The following is a 17,882-nucleotide window of genomic DNA, read 5'->3' as shown; positions in this document are numbered from 1 at the left end:
GGGGAGCGAAGGGGAACGAGTGAGGATCTTCGTAAAAGCCTCGACATCGGACGCGGTGATCGGGGACGCTTCGCGCGATGACAAGAATCGACGACACACCGCCCGCGTGGGACGAACGCACCCAGCTCACCACGTTCCTCGACTACGCGCGGGACACCGCCCGCGCCAAGTGCGAGGGCATCTCCGCGGAGAACGCCCGCAGGGCGCTCCTGCCGGGCTCACCGCTGATGACCGTGAGCGGAGTGATCAACCACCTCCGCTGGGTCGAGTACTACTGGTTCCGGGTGGTCTTCCTCGGCGAGGAGGACCGGGCCCCGATGACGGACGAGGACCCGGACCGCGAGATGCGGATCGCCGTCGACTTCCCGCTCGCGCGGCTGCTCGACGAGTACGCCGAACAGAGCGCCCGCCACCGCGAACTGGTCGCCGGGACCGACCTGGACGAGCGGGCCGAGCGAACCATCCGCGACGGTCTCCGCGTCGATCTGCGCTGGATCCTGCTCCACCTCGTGGAGGAGACCGCCCGCCACAACGGCCACCTGGACATCCTGCGCGAGATGCTCGACGGCACGACCGGCTACTGACAGGCGCGGAAGCCGCCCGGTCCGACGTCCGGGCGGGGCGGTCACGGCCTCCGGCGGGCGACGCCCCGGCCGCCGGCGCTCCTCACATCGCCGTCTCGGCCGAAGCCTCCTCTTCCTCCTCCACGACACCCAGGTCGGAGTGGTCCAGGAGGTCGGTCTGCGCGATGAGGTAGGCGAGCTGCGCGCGGCTGCGGCTGCCGAGGACTTCCGAGGTCTTCTGGACGTGGGTGCCCACCGTCCGCCTGCTGATGCCCAGGCGTCCCGCGATCGCCTCGTCGGTGTAGCCCTCGACCATGAGCCTCAGCACGGCCCTCCGGGTCTCGTTGGTGAGGGGCGGCGGGCGCAGCCGGGAAGGGGCCTCGCCCACGACCGCCGCACGGCTCCAGGCCAGCTCGAAGCCCTTCACCAGATAGTCGATGATGCTGGGGTGCCGAATGACCAGCGCGGACTGGCGGCGGTCGTGCGGGCCGGGCATGAAGGCCGTCTTGCCGTCGCACACGATCAGCCGCTCGAACACCTCGTCGATCGTCCTGACCTCCGCGCCCGCGGCCACCACCCGCTCGATGTAGGAGAGCGTGGGGCCGTGTCCCCGTACCGTGTGCTGGTACAGCGTGCGCTGTTTGACGCCGCGGGCGGCCAGGGCGAGATCGCGCGGCAGGGCCTCGGCGAGGAGTTCGGGCGAACGGCCGCCGTTGGGCTGGGCGGTCAGCAGCTCCTCGCGGCAGGACCGCACCGCCTCTTCCAGGACGGCCGCGATCACGCTTTCGCCGGAGAGCACCTGGATCGAGGTGTCGCCGTCCTGCTGGACCTCCGTGTAGACGGCCTCCGCCCGGGCCATCGTGGCGCGGATCGCCATCAGGGTGTCCTGGTGCTCCGCGATGGCCCGCTTGATCGGCCGGGAAAGTGAGGCAGCGGCAAGGTCCGGGGGGACCGGAGTGAGAGAGTCCGGGTTGTCCGGCAGGAACCGGAGCAGCCCCAGCTCGATCAGGCAGTCGGGTATCCGGTCCGCCGTGGCGCCGTCCGCCGCCAGCGCCTCGCGATAGCGCTTCAGGCCTGCCTCGCACAGCTCAGGGAGCTTCGTCACCCCCACCTGATCATGTTCTGTACACATTTGTCCACCCTTCACGTTCTTGCACTGCCCACTCATGATGCCATTCGAGCCTTCACTCGTGGCGAACGGCGGTGGATGATTCTTAACACCGCAACGGTGAACTCAGTTTTTGAGTCGAGGGGGAATCATGATTAACCGCATTCGCATCATCCTTGTCGCCCACGGAACGGCCGCCCTGCTGGCCTTCGGCGCCGTCAATCTCCTTGTGGGCAGCGCGACGCCGGCAAATGTCGAATACGCGGCATCCGCTTCGCAGGGCACCGAAACCGCCACGCCGTCCGACTCCGCGTGGGGCTGATTCCCACCACGCTCCCGCAGCCGTCCGGACGGGACGCGGTCCGAACGGATGCGGAAACGCGGGCCGGTCACGGTACCGGGTGCCCCGGGGCGAGCGCCGGGATTCGCCTTCGCGACTCCCCTCGAGCGCCGTCCCGCGACCGGAGCCGCACGTGGCACACGCCACCGAGGGCCGAGCCCTTCCGCGGGTCCCCGAAAGATGTGGCGGTGTCCGAATGAAATGCCTGGCACAAAGAAGGAGGAGCCGGGATGGCCGATCGGCCCGTGGTGGCCCTGGTCGATGCTTACTCCAGCGCGCGACTGCTCGTTTCCCCGATCCGGGAACGGGGTTATGAAATTGTCCATGTGAAAAGCACCGCGGCGATACCCGAAGGATGTGCGCCGCCCTCGCACCGCGACGACTTCCGTGACCTCGTGGTGCACCGCGATCAATTCACGGACACGCTGGACCGCGTCTCCTCCCACCGACCGGTGGCCGTGCTGCCAGGACTCGGCACGGGCGTCGGGCTCGCCGCGGCTCTGAGCGCGGGCCTGGGCCTGCGCAGCAGTGGCGTGCGACGGGGCGCGGCGCGGCGGAACGCCGCGGAAACAGCCGGGCCGACGGGGTTCAAGGTGCATTCCGTGAGCCTGGACGGGGTCCACTACATCTGCGACATCTGGGAGACGCGGCAGGCCGGCTCGCCGCGAGCGGACGGACGGCCGCACGGTGCGAGGCTGCTCGCCCGCCGGGGCTCGCGGCAGGACCGCCTGGTGGACCTGACCCTGACAGGACTCGACGCGGCGGGGCTGCGCAACGGCCCGGCCTGCACGGAGTTCGAGCACACCGCGCACGGTCCGGTCCGGATCGCCCCGAGCGCGGGCATCTGCGCGACCGACGAGCCGCTGCTCACGCGCACGGCGATCGGCGAAGGACAGGCCGACTGGACCGTCTTCGCCTATCTCGCCCCGGAATGGTTCCGGCTGCGTGCCGCCAGGCCCTACCGGCGGCTGCGGCACGCGGCCTGGGTCGCCCTGCCCACCCCGCCGTCCGGTTCCGCGAGGTTCGGCAGCCTCGTGCGGGAACTGGAGGCACTGGAGAGTTACCGCGGCGCGGTGGTGGGCGGGGCTCCGCCGCTGACCCGGGTCCAGCTCCTCCACGCCGACGAGCGGACCGTGGAGCGCGACTACGCCGCGGCCCTGTCCTCGGTGGAGCGGTACGGGGAAGAGCCGTGGGCGTCGGCCGGCTGAACGCCCCCTGACCGCGGCTCCTTCCGGACGGCGCCGGGGGTGGGACATCACGCGTGCCGGTGACCGGGCCGGCACCGCTTTCGGGAGGGACGCGGCGACGGAGCGCGACCAGAACCAGTTTGCTGTCCGCAGCACGAGACACAGTGGCGAGGATGTTGTGAATTCGACCCAGAACCGCGACGAGCACACCGTGACGCCGGACCCCCAGGCGTCTCCGAGCCTCGGGGCCGAGCTCAAGGCGGCGCGCAGACGCATCGGCGTCACCCAGACCCAGCTCGCCGACCTGTCGTCCGTCAGCGTCCGGACGATTCGCGATCTCGAACTCGACCTCACCCAGAACCCCCGGCGGGAAACCCTCCGCCTGCTGCTGGACGGTCTGCGGCTGACCGGAGTCCAGCGGGCGAGGATCGAGGAAGCGGCCGCCGGGCCCTCCACCCGCGGCATACCGGCCGACTCCCTCACCCCGCCGCCCGCCGTCCTCGAACCGACCATCGGCCGCGAACGCGACATCGAAGCCCTCATGAGCCTGATCAGGTTCGGCGGACATCGCCTGATCCGGGTGGTCGGCATGGCCGGAGTCGGCAAGTCCCGGCTGATCCAGGAGGTCGCCGGGGCGATGGACGCCTCCGCCCAGATGCCGGTCGTCTGGGCGGAGCCGGAGGGCGAGCCCACCGGCAGGCCCGCGGACCGCCTGCAGGCCCATGTCGCCGCCCTGCTCCGCGGCGACGCCGATGCCGAACCCGACCGTATGGCCACCGCCTTCGGCTCCCACCACGTCCTGCTGGTGGTGCCCGACGCCACCATGGGCCCCGGCGCGGAGGCGGCGCTCCGCCGCCTGCTGGTGCAGTGCCGGGGACTGCACGTCCTGTACGAGGCCCGCGAGGGTTCGAAGGGGGGCGCGGGCACCGACTACCCCGTCTTCCCGCTGTCCGCGGCAGACCGTCCGGCCGGTCCCGCGGGCCGTGAACCGGCCGTCGGCCCCGCCCTGCGGCTGATGCTGTCGCGCTGCGGTTCCCTCGAACGCGAGGCGCTGGCCGACAGCCGGGTCATGGCCGCGCTCGCCGGCATCTGCCGGAGCCTCGACGGCATCCCCCGGGCGATCGAGGCCGCCGCCGCCTGGCTCCTCCTCTACAGTCCGGACCAGCTCCTGAGCCTGGCCGGACGCGATCCGTTCAAGCTCGCCACCCCGCCCGGCAACGACACCGCCGGTCTGCGGGCGGTGCTCGGGGCGTCCGTCACGTCACTGCGTCCGCGCGACGCCGATGTCCTGCGCCGGCTCGCCGCCCATGCGCTCCCCTGGACCATGGCCCAGGCCTTCGCCTCGCCGGAGCAGGTCGGCGACCCGGCGCTGGGCGCCGTCCACCTGCTGTGCACCCGGGGCCTGGTGCGCCCGGCCGGCTGGGACGCGGGCGGCACCCCCAGGTTCACCGTGCTGAACCTGGTCCGCCACCTGCTGGCGGAGAGCGCCGCGCCGGCGGTTCCCGCGCTCGAATCCAGGGGGCCCCTGCGCTGGCAGTCCCCCGCGGGCGTGGAGTCCCCGTCCTACGCGGCGTGAGTCCGTGCACGGGCCCGATCGCCGAGCGGGTCCACGGAACAGATGGAGAATCGAGAGCACGTGCTGGAGCACATCCTTCCCCCCACGGTCCGGACCGCTCACTCGCTGGGCGACCGTGCCGGCGCCGAGGCCGTGCTGTTCCCCGAGGAGCGGCCCGCCGTCGCCGCGGCCGTCGCCTCCCGCCGGGCGGAGTACGCGACCGTACGTGCCTGCGCGCGTGACGCGCTCACGAAGCTCGGGCAGCCTCCCGCGGCCCTGGTCCCCGGTGAGAACCGGGAACCCCGCTGGCCGGCCGGGATCGTGGGGAGCATGACCCACTGCACGGGTTACCGGGGTGCGGCGGTCGCGCACGACCGCGACATCGCCGCGCTGGGCGTCGACGCGGAACCGAACGCCCCGTTGCCCGACGGCGACAGCCTGCTGAACGTGCTCGCGCGCCGCGAGGAAACCGACCTCCTGGCGATCCTGCCCGCCTGCGGAACCGCGTGGGACCGGTTGCTGTTCAGCGCGAAGGAATGCGTCTACAAGACCTGGTTCCCCCTGACCGGGCGCTGGCTCGGATTCGAGGAGGCGATCGTGAGGATCGACCCGGCGGGAACCTTCGAAGCACGACTGCTCGTCGAGGGGCCCACGCTGGACGGGGAGGTCCTGGACGGCTTCAGCGGCACCTGGCTGCACAGGGACGGCCTCCTCCTGACCGCCATCGCCGTGCCGGTGCGGCGTACGGGTGAAGGGGGCGCCGGCGACGGGTCGCGGGCCTCACCCGGGCTCCGGTCCGGTCTCCCCCCGCTCCGGAGCCGGGAGGCGGGGACCGAGGGGGCCGGCCGTCAGTACCGGTCGTCGTCGGACCTCGTGTCGTCGTGACGGTCGTAGGGGTCGTCGTCCCCGGACGACGGCGGGAACACCAGGGCTCCCGGCAGCGGTCCCTGGTCCTGCTGACGCGCGTAGCGGTGCATGCGGACCCGCAGGTGCATCTTCCGCTCCCGCACCCTCAGCCGGCGCCGCTCCCGCCGTCCGGCCTCGTCGTCGTCCAGTTCCTGGGTGAGTCGCCGGTTCTCCCAGTAGTCGCGCTCCTGGCCGGCCACCTCCTCCCCGGGAGAGGGGACGCCCTCACGGTCGCCGTCGTCTTCGTCGTCCAAACGGGCTGTCATGCGGCTCAGGTTACGTGCAGCCCGGAGTCCCCGGGAATGGCGCGCACCACCTTCGGGGAGGCGATTCGGCGTCCTGGTCCCCGCCCCGGGAACCGGAGGCGGATCCGACCGGCGGTACGGGGCCGAAGTCGCCGCCCGGTCGCCTCCGTTGTCTCCGGTTCCGGGGCGTCGGCGCTCCTAGGGTCTTGACCCGTCGCGCATGGCGACCGGTTCGCCGTACAAGCGGGCCGGGGTGTCGGCGAGCGTCCTTCCCCGAAGGCGCACCGGGCCCGTGACCGCCGCTTCCCGCCGTGCGCCCCCCCCCGTCGCGCGGACCTCCGGCGCGGCAGGCGCCCGTACCGGCCGGTTCCCGGGGCGAGCGGGCCCCTCAGTACACGGACATTCCTTTCCGATTCGAGCAGAGGACCAATGATGTCAAGCACCCTCGTGGAACGGCCCGTCTCCGGGGCCGCCACCTCCCTGACCGCCGCCTCCCCGGCCGGCACCTCCCTGACCGGGAGCGTCCAGCAGCCGAGCGGTATGCCGGTGCACCGCTACAAGCCCTTCGACGCCCCGGACCTGCCGGACCGCCGGTGGCCGGCGCGCAAGCTCCGCAAGGCTCCCCTGTGGTGTTCGGTGGACCTCCGCGACGGCAACCAGGCGCTGCCCGAGCCCATGGACCTGGCGCGCAAGCACCGGCTGTTCCGGCAGCTCGTCGCCATGGGCTTCAAGGAGATCGAGGTCGGTTTCCCGTCGGCGAGCCAGGTCGACTTCGACTTCGTGCGCGAGCTGATCGAGCAGGACCTGATCCCGCACGACGTGACGATCCAGGTCATCATGCAGGCGCGCCCCGAACTGATCGAGCGCACCTTCGAGGCGCTGCGGGGCGCCCCGCGCGCCGTGGTCCACCTGTACAACTCCGTCTCTCCGCTCCAGCGCCGGGTGGTGTTCGACGCGGACCGCGAGGACATCCTCCGCATGACGGTGCGGGCGGTCCGGCTGATCACCGAGCTCGCGGCGCGGCACGTCGGCGGCGAGATCCTGTTCGAGTACTCGCCGGAGTCGTTCACCGCGACCGAGTCCGACTACGCGCTGGAGATCTGCGAGGCCGTCATGGACGTCTGGCAGCCGGGTCCGGGGCGTCCGATCATCATCAACCTGCCCGCGACCGTCGAGTGCACCCTGCCCAACGAGTACGCCGATCAGGTCGAGTGGATGGACCGCAACCTGAGCCGTCGCGAGCACATCAGCCTGTCCGTGCACCCGCACAACGACCGGGGCACGGGAGTGGCCGCGGCCGAACTCGCGGTCCTGGCCGGGGCCGACCGCGTGGAGGGCTGCCTCTTCGGCAACGGCGAGCGCACCGGCAACGTGGACCTGCTGACGCTCGGCATGAACCTCTTCTCCCAGGGCGTCGACCCGATGATCGACTTCTCGGACATCGCCACGATCCGGCGGGTCGCCGAGGAGTGCACGCAGCTGCCGACCCATCCGCGTCACCCGTACGCGGGCGATCTGGTGTACACCGCGTTCTCCGGTTCCCACCAGGACGCGATCAAGAAGGGGTTCGACTCGATGGAGCGAACGGCGCGGAGCGCCGGGACCCTCGTCGGCGAGACCCCCTGGGGCGTTCCCTACCTGCCGATCGACCCGATGGACGTCGGCCGTTCGTACGAGGCGATCATTCGCGTCAACAGCCAGTCGGGCAAGGGCGGGGTCGCCTACCTGCTCAAGACGGGGCACGGCTTCGACCTCCCGCGCCGCCTCCAGGTGGAGTTCTCCCGCCTGGTCCAGCGGCACAGCGAGGAGTGCGCCACCGAGGTCGGGGCCGCGCAGGTGTGGCAGCTCTTCACCCGGGAGTTCCTGGCCGGGGGTCCGCGGCTGCGGGTGGCCGGCACGGCGGACGGCGCGGTCGAGGCGGAACTCGACGGATCGACCCGCTCCTTCCGGGCCGACGGCGGCGAGGCGTTCGCCGAGGCGCTGCGGGGTGCCGGGGCGGACGTGGTGGCGCAGTCCCTCACCGTCCAGCCGCCCGGCGCCGGGAACGCCTCGGTGGTCGTCTACGCCGAGTGCGCGGTCGGCGGGGAGAGCGTCTGGGGTGTCGGCCTCCACTCCGACGAGGCCGGCGCGGCCGTGCGCGCCATCGCCTCCGCGGTCAACCGGGCCGCCCGGTAACACCGCGGCACGCCGCTTCGGACCGGGGCACCCCGCCACGGCACCGCCGGCTCGGTGACCGGGCCCATGAGAGAGGCGAGACAACGATGTTCAGAGATCTCCGGAAACGTCCCGGGACGTCATCCGACGGGTCCGCCGAGGAGCTGACCTGCTATTTCCTTCACCACGCGGGCGGTTCCGCCGCTGGTTACATGCCGCTGGCCCAGGCTTTCCCGCCCGGCTGGCGACTGCGCGCCGTCGACCTCCCGGGCCGCGGCGCGGCCTCCCACCGGCCGCACTGCCGTGACGCGGCGGAGGCCGTGGAGCTGCTCAAGCCGGCCTTCCTGGCCGAAGCGAACGGCCCGTACGCCGTGTTCGGGCACAGCATGGGCGCCCTGATCGGATACGAGCTCGTCCGGGAGCTGGAGCGGGCCGGCCTCCCGCCGGTCTGGCTCGGGGTGTCCTCGATGCCCGCGCCCGAACTGGCGTGCGCCCGCTTCTCGGAGCGCCGCGACCTGTGGTCGTCGGAGCGGTTGATCGGCTTCATGCGGAGGCTGGGCGGCACTCCGGAGGAGCTGCTGAGCGACCCCGACACGGCGGACTGGATGGTCGGCGTCCTGCGGGGCGACCTGCACCTGGTGGACACCTACGCGTACGCGGCGGGACCGCCCGTCACGGTGCCGATGTCGGTCTTCATGGGCGTCGAGGACGAGCTGTCCACGCCCGAGCTGATCGACGAATGGCAGTCGTACTGCGCCCGGCCCGTGCGGTTCCACCACCTGCCCGGCGGCCACTTCTACCTGTTCGAGCAGGCGGAGAACCTGGCTCGGCACATGGCCGAGGACATCACGAGGGTCCGGCAGACGGCACCGCTGTGACCCCCGTCCACCCGAAGTACGAGATCGACCCCGACCGAGAGGGAACGACAGACAATGGAATCGTCATCGAAGGCCGTCCGTCAGCAGGACGCACAGGACGGGACATCGGAACGGCCCCCCGCACACCCCGGCCCGCCCGCCCCCCTCGTGCGGGAGGTCGCGGCGCTGTGGGCATCGTTCCTCGACGACCGCGAGGTCGGGGCGGACGACAACTTCTTCGAGATCGGCGGGAATTCGCTGATCGGCATCCGGATCCTCGAACGGCTGTCGCAGGATTACGGAGTCCAGCTGTCCGTACGTGACTTCTACCTGGCGCAGACCCCGGCCCGGGTCGCCGAGCTGATCGAACCGGGCAGGGTCCGGGCGTGAGGCTGACACCGGGCACCGGCCGCGGCATCGACCTCGCCGACGTCGATCTGCTCGACCTGGACCTCTACACGTCGGGCGATCCCCACCGCGTCTGGGACGCGATGCGGGCGGAGGCGCCCCTGCACCACCAGACCCTCGCGGACGGCCGGGAGTTCTGGTCGGTGACCCGCTACGACGACGTCTGCCGCGTGCTCGGCGACCACCGGGAATTCACCTCGGAGCGCGGCACGGTGATCACGCACCTCGGGGAGGACGACGTCGCGGCCGGCGTGCTGCTGACGTCCACCGACCCGCCCCGGCACACCGAGGTCCGCAGGCCGATCGCCCCCAAGCTCACCGCACGGGCGGTGAGGTCCTGGGAGGACGGCATCCGGCGGGCGGTCGTACGGTTCCTCGAACCGGCCCTCGACGGCTCCCCCTTCGACCTGGGCGAGCAGGTGCAGCGCCTGCCCGCGATCGTCACGGGCCCGCTCCTGGGAATCCCGGAGAAGGACTGGAACGAACTCGTCCAGCTGACGTCGATGGTGATGGCCCCCTCGGACCCGCACTTCAAGCTCGGCAGCGAAGCGGCGACCCTGGCCATCGCCCACCACGAACTCGTCGACTACGTGACCCAGTGGGTCAAGCGGCGGCGGTCGGACGGCGGCGAGGACGGCAGTCTGCTCGACCACCTGATGAGCGTCCGCGCGGGGGACGCGCCGCTGACCGACGAGGAGATCGCCCTCGACGGCTACAGCATCCTCCTGGGCGCCAACATCACGACCCCCTACACCATCTCGGGCACGGTGCAGGCGCTCGTCGAACACCCCGAGCAGTACGCGCGGGCCGCCGCCGACCCGTCCCTGGTGCCCAACCTCGTCGAGGAAGGGCTGCGCTGGACGTCGTCCGCGTGCAACTTCATGCGGTACGCGGTGCACGACGTCGAGATCGGCGGGGGCACGGTCCCCGCCGGTGGAGCGGTCGTCGCGTGGATCGGATCGGCCAACCGGGACGAGTCCCAATTCCCCGACCCGCACCGGTTCGACATCACGCGCGGCAATGCGAAACGCCAGGTCGCCTTCGGCTTCGGGCCGCACTTCTGCATCGGGGCACCGCTGGCCCGGATGACCCTGCGCATCTTCTTCGAGGAACTCCTCCGGCGGTGCGCGTCGATCGAACCCTATGGAGAGCCGCAGCATCTGCGGTCGATCTTCATCGCGGGAATGACCCATTTTCCCGTCACCATTCGGAAGAGGCGGCATGCCGGCCGCCCCTGCGAGGGGCAGCGGGCTGCCGGTGCGGCACCAGCCGGATCCGATTCCGCCGTACGACCTGCCGAAACACCGGAAGCCGGGTGCCCGGCAGTCGCCTCCGTTCTGCCTCAGCAGGTGCCGGTGACGGTCGATTCCGGGTTCTAGCCTGGTTTTCCGAGCTTCATTTGGCAGGGCCACCGTCTTTGAAATCACCCACCCACATCCCGACCGGAGCAATGATGAGCAACACCTCATGGGAAGCAGCGGAAAATGCCGCATGGCTGGCCGTGCGCAACGAGGAAGGACGGCACAGCATCTGGCCCGCCGGCCTTTCCGTACCCCCCGGATGGAGCGAGGCCGGCTACCGCGGCGACAAGCCCGATTGCCTGGAATGGATATCCGAGAACTGGACGGATTCGCGTCCGGCCGGTGTGGGACGGGTGCGGACGTGAGCGCACGAGAAGGCGGCCGGCAATGGCTCGTCCGCGACACCGATCCCGACGCGCGGGCCCGGGTGTTCTGCTTCCCGGTGGCCGGGATGGGCGCTTCCGCCTACCGCGGCTGGCCCGTGCGGACGGGTGACGTCGAGATCTGCCCCGTCCAGCTCCCGGGCCGCGAGAACCGGTTCAGGTCCCCCGCCCACACGTCCATGGACGTGTTCGCCAAGGACGCGGCCGACGCGCTCCGGCCCTACCTGGACAAGCCCTTCGCCTTCTTCGGCCACTGCTTCGGAGCGCGCCTGGCCTACGGCCTCTCGGTCGAACTCGCCGCCCGTGGCGGTCCGGTGCCCCGGCAGATCTTCGCCTCCTCCTGTCTGGCTCCCCACCGCGGCGGCTACTTCGGCGGCGGGCGCTCCGGCCCCTTCACGCCGGAGACCACGGACGAGGAGTACAGGGAGGAACTGCGCCACGGCTGCGAGCAGCGCGGCGAGCCCACGCCCCCGGACGAACTGCTCGCCCTGTCCATCCAGGTGCTGCGCGCCGACATCGCGCTGACCTGCGCCTACCAGCCCTCGGGTCCGGGCGGCACCCCCTTGGACGTCACCACCATCTCCTGGACCGGGGACACGCACATGCGTCCCGAGGAGATGGACGAGTGGTCGGCCTACGGAAACGTGCGGCGAGTCCTGCTGACCGGAGACGACTTCACCCACCGATCGGCACCGGCGGACCTGCTCCAGGTCATCGCGGACGGTCTCCCCGAAGGAACAGGAGTGCTCACACCGTGAACACCGTGATTGACGTGAACACCATGCGCGCCGTGCACGCCGACGACCGCACCGGCCCGGACGCGCCCCCCACCCTCACCGAGCTCTTCGCCCGGTCGGCCGCCGCGCACGGCGACCGACCGGCGGTGTCGGACGACTCCGGCCGCCGGCTCACCTACGCCGAGCTCGACCGCGCGTCGGCGGAGCTGGCCCGGCGCCTCGTCGAGGAGGGCGTACGCCGCGAGGACCGGGTGGGCATCCACCGCGAGCGCGACGTCGACCTCGTCATCAGCATCCTCGGCGTCCTGCGGGCCGGCGCGGCCTACGTGGCCGTGGACCTGCGGTACCCGAAGGCCCGGCGCGAGCTCATGCTCCGCGCGGCCGACGGCCGCCTGACCCTGGTCGGTCCGGGCGAGCGGGAACAGCTCGGCGAGCAGGTGCGCACCGTGGTCTGGGAGTACGACGCCGAACGCGCCCGGACCGACGCGCCGAAGGACGCCCTGCCCGAGCCCGCCCCGCGGGACGCCGCGTGCGTGCTGTTCACCTCCGGCTCCACCGGTACCCCCAAGGGCGTCGTGGTCGAACACCACAACCTCGTGCACTTCGCGGTGAATCCGCTGCTGCCGGACCTCGGCCCCGCCGACCGCGTGGCCCAGATAGCGAACATCTCCTTCGACACCTTCCACTGGGAGCTGTGGAGTTCGTTCTGGGCCGGCGCCGAGATCGTCATGATGCCCTCGGTGCCCGACCTGGTGAAGGGCGACCCCGGCCGCGAGCTGCGCCGCCGCCGGATCACCGCGCTGCTCTCGCCGACCATGGCCTTCAACCACATCGCGGCCGAGGACGCCGACGTGTTCTCCTCGCTCCGCGTGCTGCAGACCGGTGGCGACGTGGTCCGTCCCGCCGCCTGCCGCGACGTGCTCGCGAGCAAGTTCTCGGGCCAACTGGTCAACCTGTACGGGCCCACCGAGGGAACCACCGCGGCCACCGCGTTCACCATCACCGACGTCGCGCCGGACGCGACGAGCGTGCCCATCGGCGCCGGTCTCGCGGGCGTGCGGCTGCACGTCCTCGACGCGCGGCTGCGCCCGGTCCCGAAGGGCACGCCGGGCGAGCTGCACATCGGCGGAGCCGGCGTGACCCGCGGCTATCTGCGGGATCCCGCGCGAACGGCGGAGCGGTTCCTGCCCGACCCGTTCGGCACCCCCGGGTCCGTGATGTACGCGACCGGCGACCTCGTCAGCGAGCGCCCCGACGGCGTACTGGACTACCTCGGCCGGAACGACGACCAGGTGAAGATCCGCGGCTACCGGGTCGAGCCGCGCGAGGTGGAGCGTTCGCTGCTGGCCTGTTCCGGCGTCCTCGACGTCGCCGTGCTGGCGCGGGGCGAGGGCCAGGACAAGCGGCTCGTCGCGTTCGTCGTGCCCCAGGGCCGGACCACCATGCCCGAGGTGCGCGCGTACGCCGAGGCGACCGTCCCCGACTACCAGGTGCCCTCCGAGTTCCTCCAGGTGCCGGAGATCCAGTCCACCCCGCACGGCAAGCGCGACACGGCGGCGCTCCTGCGGTTCCTGGACGACCGGGACCGGCGCCGCAGCGACTACGTGGCTCCGCGCACGGACAGCGAGCGCTACCTCGTCAAGGTCTGGGAGGAGCTGCTCGGCACCGAGCGGATCAGCGTCGACGACGACTTCTTCGAGCTCGGCGGCAACTCGATGCTGGCCTTCCGCATGAGCCGCCGGATCAACCGGGACCAGGAGGCGGGCCTCGGCCTGGAGGAGGTCCTCGGCAACACCGTGCTGTCCGACATGGCGCTCGCCCTCGACGCGTCGCGGAGCAAGGGAGAGGACGAATGACACAGCTCCTGATGTCGGCCGCCGACATCGACCTCAACGACACCGAGGCGTTCGTCACCGGCGACCCCCACGCGTTGTGGTCGCGGCTGCGCGCGGAGGACCCGGTCCACTGGAACCCCACGCCCGAGGGCGGGTTCTGGGCCCTGACCAAGTTCGACGACGTGCTGATGGCCTTCCGGGACACCGAGACGTTCAGCTCGGAGCACGGGACCGTCATCGGCGGCTCGTTCCGCAACGAGGTCGACACCGCCTCCGGGCGCATGCTCGTCACCTCCGACGCACAGCGCCACCGGCAGCTGCGCCGCCGGATGCACCGGGTGTTCTCCGCGAAGATGATCGAGCGGGTGACGGAGACGGTCCGCGAGCGGGTCGCCGTCGTGCTGGACGGGATGTGGGCCGACGGCGGCGGCGACTTCGCCACCGACGTGGCCCGCGAGCTGCCGGCGGGGGGCCTGATGGCCCAGCTGAACATCGGGCACGCCGACGCCCTGCACCTGCTGCGCCTCACCCAGGCCATGATCGGCTACCGGGACGAGGACCACACCCTCGGTATCGCGCACGAGGGGCTGCGGCTCGCGACCGCCCAGGCGGACGTCTTCGACTTCTTCCTGGACCTGATCGCCGAGCGCCGGGCCACGCCGGGCGACGACGCGGTGAGCATCCTGCTCCGGCCCGAGCCGGGCGAGCGCGAACTCGACGAGGACACGCTCCTGTTCAACCTCATGAACCTGGCCATCGGCGGCAACGAGACGACCCAGCACAGCGCCAGTGGCGGTCTGCTCGCGCTGATGGACGACCCGGCGCAGTGGGAGGGGCTGCGGGCGGACCCGAAGCTGGTCGGCACCGGCCTCGAGGAGTTCGTCCGCTGGACGTCCACCGCCTCGTACGTGCAGCGGCAGGTCACCAGACCCGTCGTGGTGCGCGGCGTGCCACTGGCCGAGGGCGACTCGGTCACGCTGTGGACGGCGTCCGCCAACCGCGACGAGGACCAGTTCCCCGACCCGGACCGGTTCGACCTCGGCCGCACCCCCAACCGCCACGTCGGCTTCGCCAGCGGACCGCACCACTGCATCGGCGCCGCGATGGGCCGCACCGCGCTCGCCGCCCTGCTCCAGGGCCTGCGCGAGCGGCCCGGCCGGCTGGTCCCGGCCGGCCCGGCCGTCCGGCTCCGGTCGAACTTCATGCTCGAGTACAAGAGCGTTCCCGTCGAGGTGACCGCGGTATGACCGTCTGGACCCTGCAGCCCGTTCCGGCCGACGGCGACTACCTGGTCTTCGGCGTGCCGTACGCGGGCACCGGAGCCGCCTCGTTCAAGGCGTGGCCGCGAGAGCTCGGCGCGGGCCGGTTCTGCGCCGTGCAGCCGCCGGGCCGCGAGAACCGGTTCGGCGAAGCCCACGTCAGCAGCCACCAGGAGTTCGCCGAGGGCCTGGTGGCGGAGATCGCCGACCGGCTGGACCGGCCGTACGCGCTGATCGGGCACTGCGGTGCGGTGCCCTTCCTGCTGCAGATCGCGGCACACCTGGAGGAGCGGGGCCTGCCGGCTCCCCGGCGGCTGTTCGCCTCCGGGTGGGGCGCTCCGCACAAGGGGCTCTACGGCAAGCTGAACTTCGTCGACCTCGACGAGGTCGACATGGTCGCCGAGATCGAGGAGCGGTGCGCGGCCCTGGGCTACCGGCTGCCCCCGGAATACCTCGAGATGGCCGCGGAGATCCTGCTCGCCGACGTGCGGCTGCAGCGCGGCTACCGGGCCGAGGCGCTGCCCAGCCGGAACGTCCCCGTCTCGGTGATCGGCTGGACCGAGGACGCCGTCGTCCCCCCGTCGGAGGTGTGGCCCGGGTGGGACGAGTGCGCCTCGGCCACGTACCACGTCCTCGAAGGGGACCACTGGGAATTCCTCCGCTTCCCCCGGGAACTGCGCGACCTCGTCGAGCGCGAGATGACCGCCGCGATCGGCGCGTAGACGGCCGATGCGGCTCGTGACTGCCAGACACCGCGCGAACGGACGCGGCGTGCCATGCAGCATCAAGGCTGCGCAGACGCTCAGAGGACCAGACATGCCCCTGCACGTGTTGAGCCATCGAATCCCCGAGGACACCGACCGGTCGAGCGTGACGCTGACCGAGCGGGAGCGCACCGAGGTGCGCTCCCTGGCGGAGGAACTGCACCGGTCCCCGGCCGCCGGGCGGGTCGACGATCCCCGCTGGCTGGCGCAGGCGCGGCGGCACAGCTGCCGGCTGCCGGTCCGGCTGCTCGAAGCCCTGCGCGACTTCCGCTCCGCGCCCGGCCCCGGCGGAACCCTGCTGGTCAGGAACCTCCCCGTCGACGCGGAGAGGCTGCCCGCCACTCCGTCGGTGCCGGACTCGGTGGAGCGCGGAGCCACGGTGCCCGCCTCGACGGCCATGCTCCTCGGCCAGCAGCTCGGCGACGTGTTCGCCTTCCGCGACGAGAAGCACGGCGCGCTGGTGCACAACGTCGTACCGGTCCCGGTGCTGGCGGCCTCGCAGAGCAACGGCGGTTCCGTCGAGCTCGAACTGCACAACGAGAACGCCTTCCACCCGCACCGGCCGGACCTCATCGGACTGCTGTGCCTGCGCAGCGACCACGAGGGCACGGCGGGCACCCTGTTCTCCTCCGTACGGCGGGCGCGGGTGCTGCTCGACGACGACGACGTGGCGATCCTGCGCCAGCCCCGCTTCGTCACCGAGGCGCCGCCGTCGTTCCGCGCGGGCGACGCGGCCACCGCGCACGGCGTCCTGAACGGCTCGTTCGACGACCCGGACATCCAGGTCGACTTCAACGCGACCAGGGCGCTCGACGGCGAGGCCGGCGAGGCGCTGCGCCGGCTCGGCGCCGCCCTGGCCGAGGTGGCGTCGGAGCTGGTGCTGCGGCCGGGCGACATGGCGTTCCTGGACAACCGCCTCGTGGTGCACGGCCGTACCGAGTTCACCCCCCGCTACGACGGCAACGACCGCTGGCTGCACCGGGTCTACGTCCACCTGGACGGGCGGCCCGGCCTGTCGCACCGGACCGGCCCGGGGCCCGTTCTGGCCTAGGGCGTGTGCCGAAGGCCCCGTCCGCCCGACGGCGCCCGGCACACACGCCCCAGGAGCCGCACCGCACCGGGGCCGGACCGGGCCCACGGCCCGATCCGGCGGACAGTTCCCGGCCGACCGCCCGCGAGATTCCCGAAAAGGACACATCACATGACCGCAGCCCAGACGGCTGTCATCCCGCCGGCCGAACCGGTGGCACCGAGCCTGGTGCGACAGATGCTCCTGGACATCTGGAGCACCACGCTCAAGCACGACGTGACCGTGCACGACAACTTCTTCCAGGCCGGCGGCGATTCGCTGACGGCCCTCGTCACCGTCGAGCAGATCAACCAGCGTCTCGGCTGGCGGCTCAACATGGGCGACCTGATGCGGTTCCAGACCATCGCCGAACTGAGCGCGGAGAAGGCGCAGCCGCAGGCCGCCAACGCCGAGGTCGCGCTGATCCGGATGAGCAACCAGGGTGCGCGCACCCCGATCGTCTTCGTCCACGCCGGGCACGGCATGGTCGACGGCTACGGCCGGCTCGTCCGGGAGCTGGGCACGGACCGGGCCTGCTACGGGCTGCAGTCGCCCCTGCTGGTCGAGGGCGCCGGGAGCGTGCCGGACGACATCCAGGGGCTCGCCGGGCTCTACGCGGACGCGCTGCAGGACGAGTTCGGCGAGGACGAGTTCCACCTCTTCGGCTCCTGCGCGGGCGGAGCGCTCTGCCTGGAGATCAACCGCATCGCCGCCGACCGCGGGCTCGCCGTCGGCCGGACGATCGTGGTCGACGGTTACATCGAGCGGGATTCCGCCGGTGTGATGACCGAGGACGAGCTGATCGTGGACTTCTACGAGGGCCTCCTGCGCATGTCGGGCACCACGGAACAGTTTCCGGCGATGGACCCGCGGGACGCCGACCTCGAACTGGCGTTGCGCAACTCGGCCGCCGCCATGTTCGGCACGGGCCTGGGCTTCGACGAGCGGGCCGAGGCGTTCTGCCGCCGCCTCTACACCTCCTTCGTCAGCACCGCGCGGGCGTGGGAGTCGTACCGCCCCGAGCCCGCCGACGTCGATCTGCTCCTGCTCCTCGCGCGGGACAACGACACGCTCGACGACTGGAGTTCGGTCGTCAAGGGCGAGCTGACCGCGGAAGTGCTGGATTCCGATTTCTACGGCCAGCGGCTCTGCATCGAAGAGGCCCCGTACCTCGTGGCCCGCACCCTCAACTACCTGGGCGAGAACTGATC

Annotated in this window: 18 protein-coding genes; 16 read left to right on the top strand and 2 right to left on the bottom strand. The window is 71.7% G+C overall.

Features of this window, described 5'->3' with window-relative positions; translation table 11 throughout:
* Window positions 1–77: 77 nt before the first annotated feature.
* On the top strand, window positions 78–584 hold the full coding sequence (locus ACZ6AQ_RS14190) for a DinB family protein (protein ID WP_468760038.1): 507 nt from the start codon (window positions 78–80) through the stop codon (window positions 582–584).
* An 82-nt stretch (window positions 585–666) separates the two neighbouring features.
* On the opposite strand, the gene ACZ6AQ_RS14185 is transcribed toward ACZ6AQ_RS14190, so the two are convergent.
* Window positions 667–1,668 (bottom strand): LuxR C-terminal-related transcriptional regulator, encoded by a 1,002-nt coding sequence (locus ACZ6AQ_RS14185; RefSeq protein ID WP_468760037.1) that lies wholly within the window; start codon window positions 1,666–1,668, stop codon window positions 667–669.
* Between the two features lie 154 nt (window positions 1,669–1,822).
* Here ACZ6AQ_RS14185 and ACZ6AQ_RS14180 point away from each other — a divergent pair, with 154 nt between their 5' ends.
* The 4 genes from ACZ6AQ_RS14180 to ACZ6AQ_RS14165 all read left to right on the top strand — a co-directional run bounded on the left by ACZ6AQ_RS14180 (window position 1,823) and on the right by ACZ6AQ_RS14165 (window position 5,638).
* Window positions 1,823–1,993, top strand: a complete 171-nt coding sequence (locus ACZ6AQ_RS14180; RefSeq protein WP_468760035.1) for a hypothetical protein — start codon at window positions 1,823–1,825, stop codon at window positions 1,991–1,993.
* Between the two features lie 248 nt (window positions 1,994–2,241).
* A complete protein-coding gene (locus tag ACZ6AQ_RS14175) occupies window positions 2,242–3,219 on the top strand; it encodes a hypothetical protein (protein ID WP_468760034.1) in 978 nt (325 codons plus the stop codon).
* A 157-nt stretch (window positions 3,220–3,376) separates the two neighbouring features.
* Window positions 3,377–4,774: a helix-turn-helix domain-containing protein gene (locus ACZ6AQ_RS14170; RefSeq protein ID WP_468760033.1), complete on the top strand. Its 1,398-nt coding sequence runs from the start codon at window positions 3,377–3,379 to the stop codon at window positions 4,772–4,774.
* 42 nt (window positions 4,775–4,816) lie between these two features.
* Entirely contained in the window at window positions 4,817–5,638 is an 822-nt protein-coding gene (locus ACZ6AQ_RS14165; protein WP_468760032.1) for a 4'-phosphopantetheinyl transferase family protein, read from the top strand.
* On the opposite strand, the gene ACZ6AQ_RS14160 is transcribed toward ACZ6AQ_RS14165, so the two are convergent.
* Window positions 5,602–5,925 (bottom strand): hypothetical protein, encoded by a 324-nt coding sequence (locus tag ACZ6AQ_RS14160; RefSeq protein ID WP_468760030.1) that lies wholly within the window; start codon window positions 5,923–5,925, stop codon window positions 5,602–5,604. The genes ACZ6AQ_RS14165 and ACZ6AQ_RS14160 overlap by 37 nt on opposite strands.
* Window positions 5,926–6,333: 408 nt before the next feature.
* Here ACZ6AQ_RS14160 and leuA point away from each other — a divergent pair, with 408 nt between their 5' ends.
* The 11 genes from leuA to ACZ6AQ_RS14105 all read left to right on the top strand — a co-directional run bounded on the left by leuA (window position 6,334) and on the right by ACZ6AQ_RS14105 (window position 17,880).
* Entirely contained in the window at window positions 6,334–8,079 is a 1,746-nt protein-coding gene (gene leuA / locus ACZ6AQ_RS14155; RefSeq protein WP_468760029.1) for a 2-isopropylmalate synthase, read from the top strand.
* An 86-nt stretch (window positions 8,080–8,165) separates the two neighbouring features.
* Entirely contained in the window at window positions 8,166–8,936 is a 771-nt protein-coding gene (locus tag ACZ6AQ_RS14150) for a thioesterase II family protein (protein WP_468760027.1), read from the top strand.
* Between the two features lie 54 nt (window positions 8,937–8,990).
* On the top strand, window positions 8,991–9,305 hold the full coding sequence (locus ACZ6AQ_RS14145) for a phosphopantetheine-binding protein (RefSeq protein WP_468760026.1): 315 nt from the start codon (window positions 8,991–8,993) through the stop codon (window positions 9,303–9,305).
* Complete coding sequence (locus tag ACZ6AQ_RS14140; RefSeq protein WP_468760024.1) at window positions 9,302–10,702, top strand: cytochrome P450; 1,401 nt, start codon at window positions 9,302–9,304, stop codon at window positions 10,700–10,702. The genes ACZ6AQ_RS14145 and ACZ6AQ_RS14140 overlap by 4 nt, the downstream gene beginning before the upstream one ends.
* A gap of 74 nt (window positions 10,703–10,776) precedes the next feature.
* On the top strand, window positions 10,777–10,989 hold the full coding sequence (locus ACZ6AQ_RS14135) for an MbtH family protein (protein WP_468760022.1): 213 nt from the start codon (window positions 10,777–10,779) through the stop codon (window positions 10,987–10,989).
* A complete protein-coding gene (locus tag ACZ6AQ_RS14130) occupies window positions 10,986–11,765 on the top strand; it encodes a thioesterase II family protein (RefSeq protein ID WP_468760020.1) in 780 nt (259 codons plus the stop codon). Before ACZ6AQ_RS14135 ends, ACZ6AQ_RS14130 begins: the two co-directional genes overlap by 4 nt.
* Complete coding sequence (locus tag ACZ6AQ_RS14125) at window positions 11,762–13,600, top strand: non-ribosomal peptide synthetase (RefSeq protein WP_468760018.1); 1,839 nt, start codon at window positions 11,762–11,764, stop codon at window positions 13,598–13,600. The genes ACZ6AQ_RS14130 and ACZ6AQ_RS14125 overlap by 4 nt, the downstream gene beginning before the upstream one ends.
* Complete coding sequence (locus tag ACZ6AQ_RS14120) at window positions 13,597–14,826, top strand: cytochrome P450 (RefSeq protein ID WP_468760017.1); 1,230 nt, start codon at window positions 13,597–13,599, stop codon at window positions 14,824–14,826. The genes ACZ6AQ_RS14125 and ACZ6AQ_RS14120 overlap by 4 nt, the downstream gene beginning before the upstream one ends.
* Window positions 14,823–15,560 (top strand): thioesterase II family protein, encoded by a 738-nt coding sequence (locus tag ACZ6AQ_RS14115; RefSeq protein ID WP_468760016.1) that lies wholly within the window; start codon window positions 14,823–14,825, stop codon window positions 15,558–15,560. Before ACZ6AQ_RS14120 ends, ACZ6AQ_RS14115 begins: the two co-directional genes overlap by 4 nt.
* A 94-nt stretch (window positions 15,561–15,654) precedes the next feature.
* Entirely contained in the window at window positions 15,655–16,653 is a 999-nt protein-coding gene (locus ACZ6AQ_RS14110; protein ID WP_468760014.1) for a TauD/TfdA family dioxygenase, read from the top strand.
* A gap of 150 nt (window positions 16,654–16,803) precedes the next feature.
* The gene (locus ACZ6AQ_RS14105; protein ID WP_468760012.1) at window positions 16,804–17,880 is read left to right on the top strand and encodes a thioesterase domain-containing protein; all 1,077 of its coding nucleotides are present in this window, start codon (window positions 16,804–16,806) and stop codon (window positions 17,878–17,880) included.
* The last annotated feature ends 2 nt before the right edge of the window (window positions 17,881–17,882 follow it).

It is taken from the genome of Streptomyces sp. NPDC041191, from assembly GCF_055591945.1.
The sequence above is the reverse complement of the archived record's forward strand: the minus strand, read 5'-3'. Positions and strand labels throughout refer to the sequence as shown.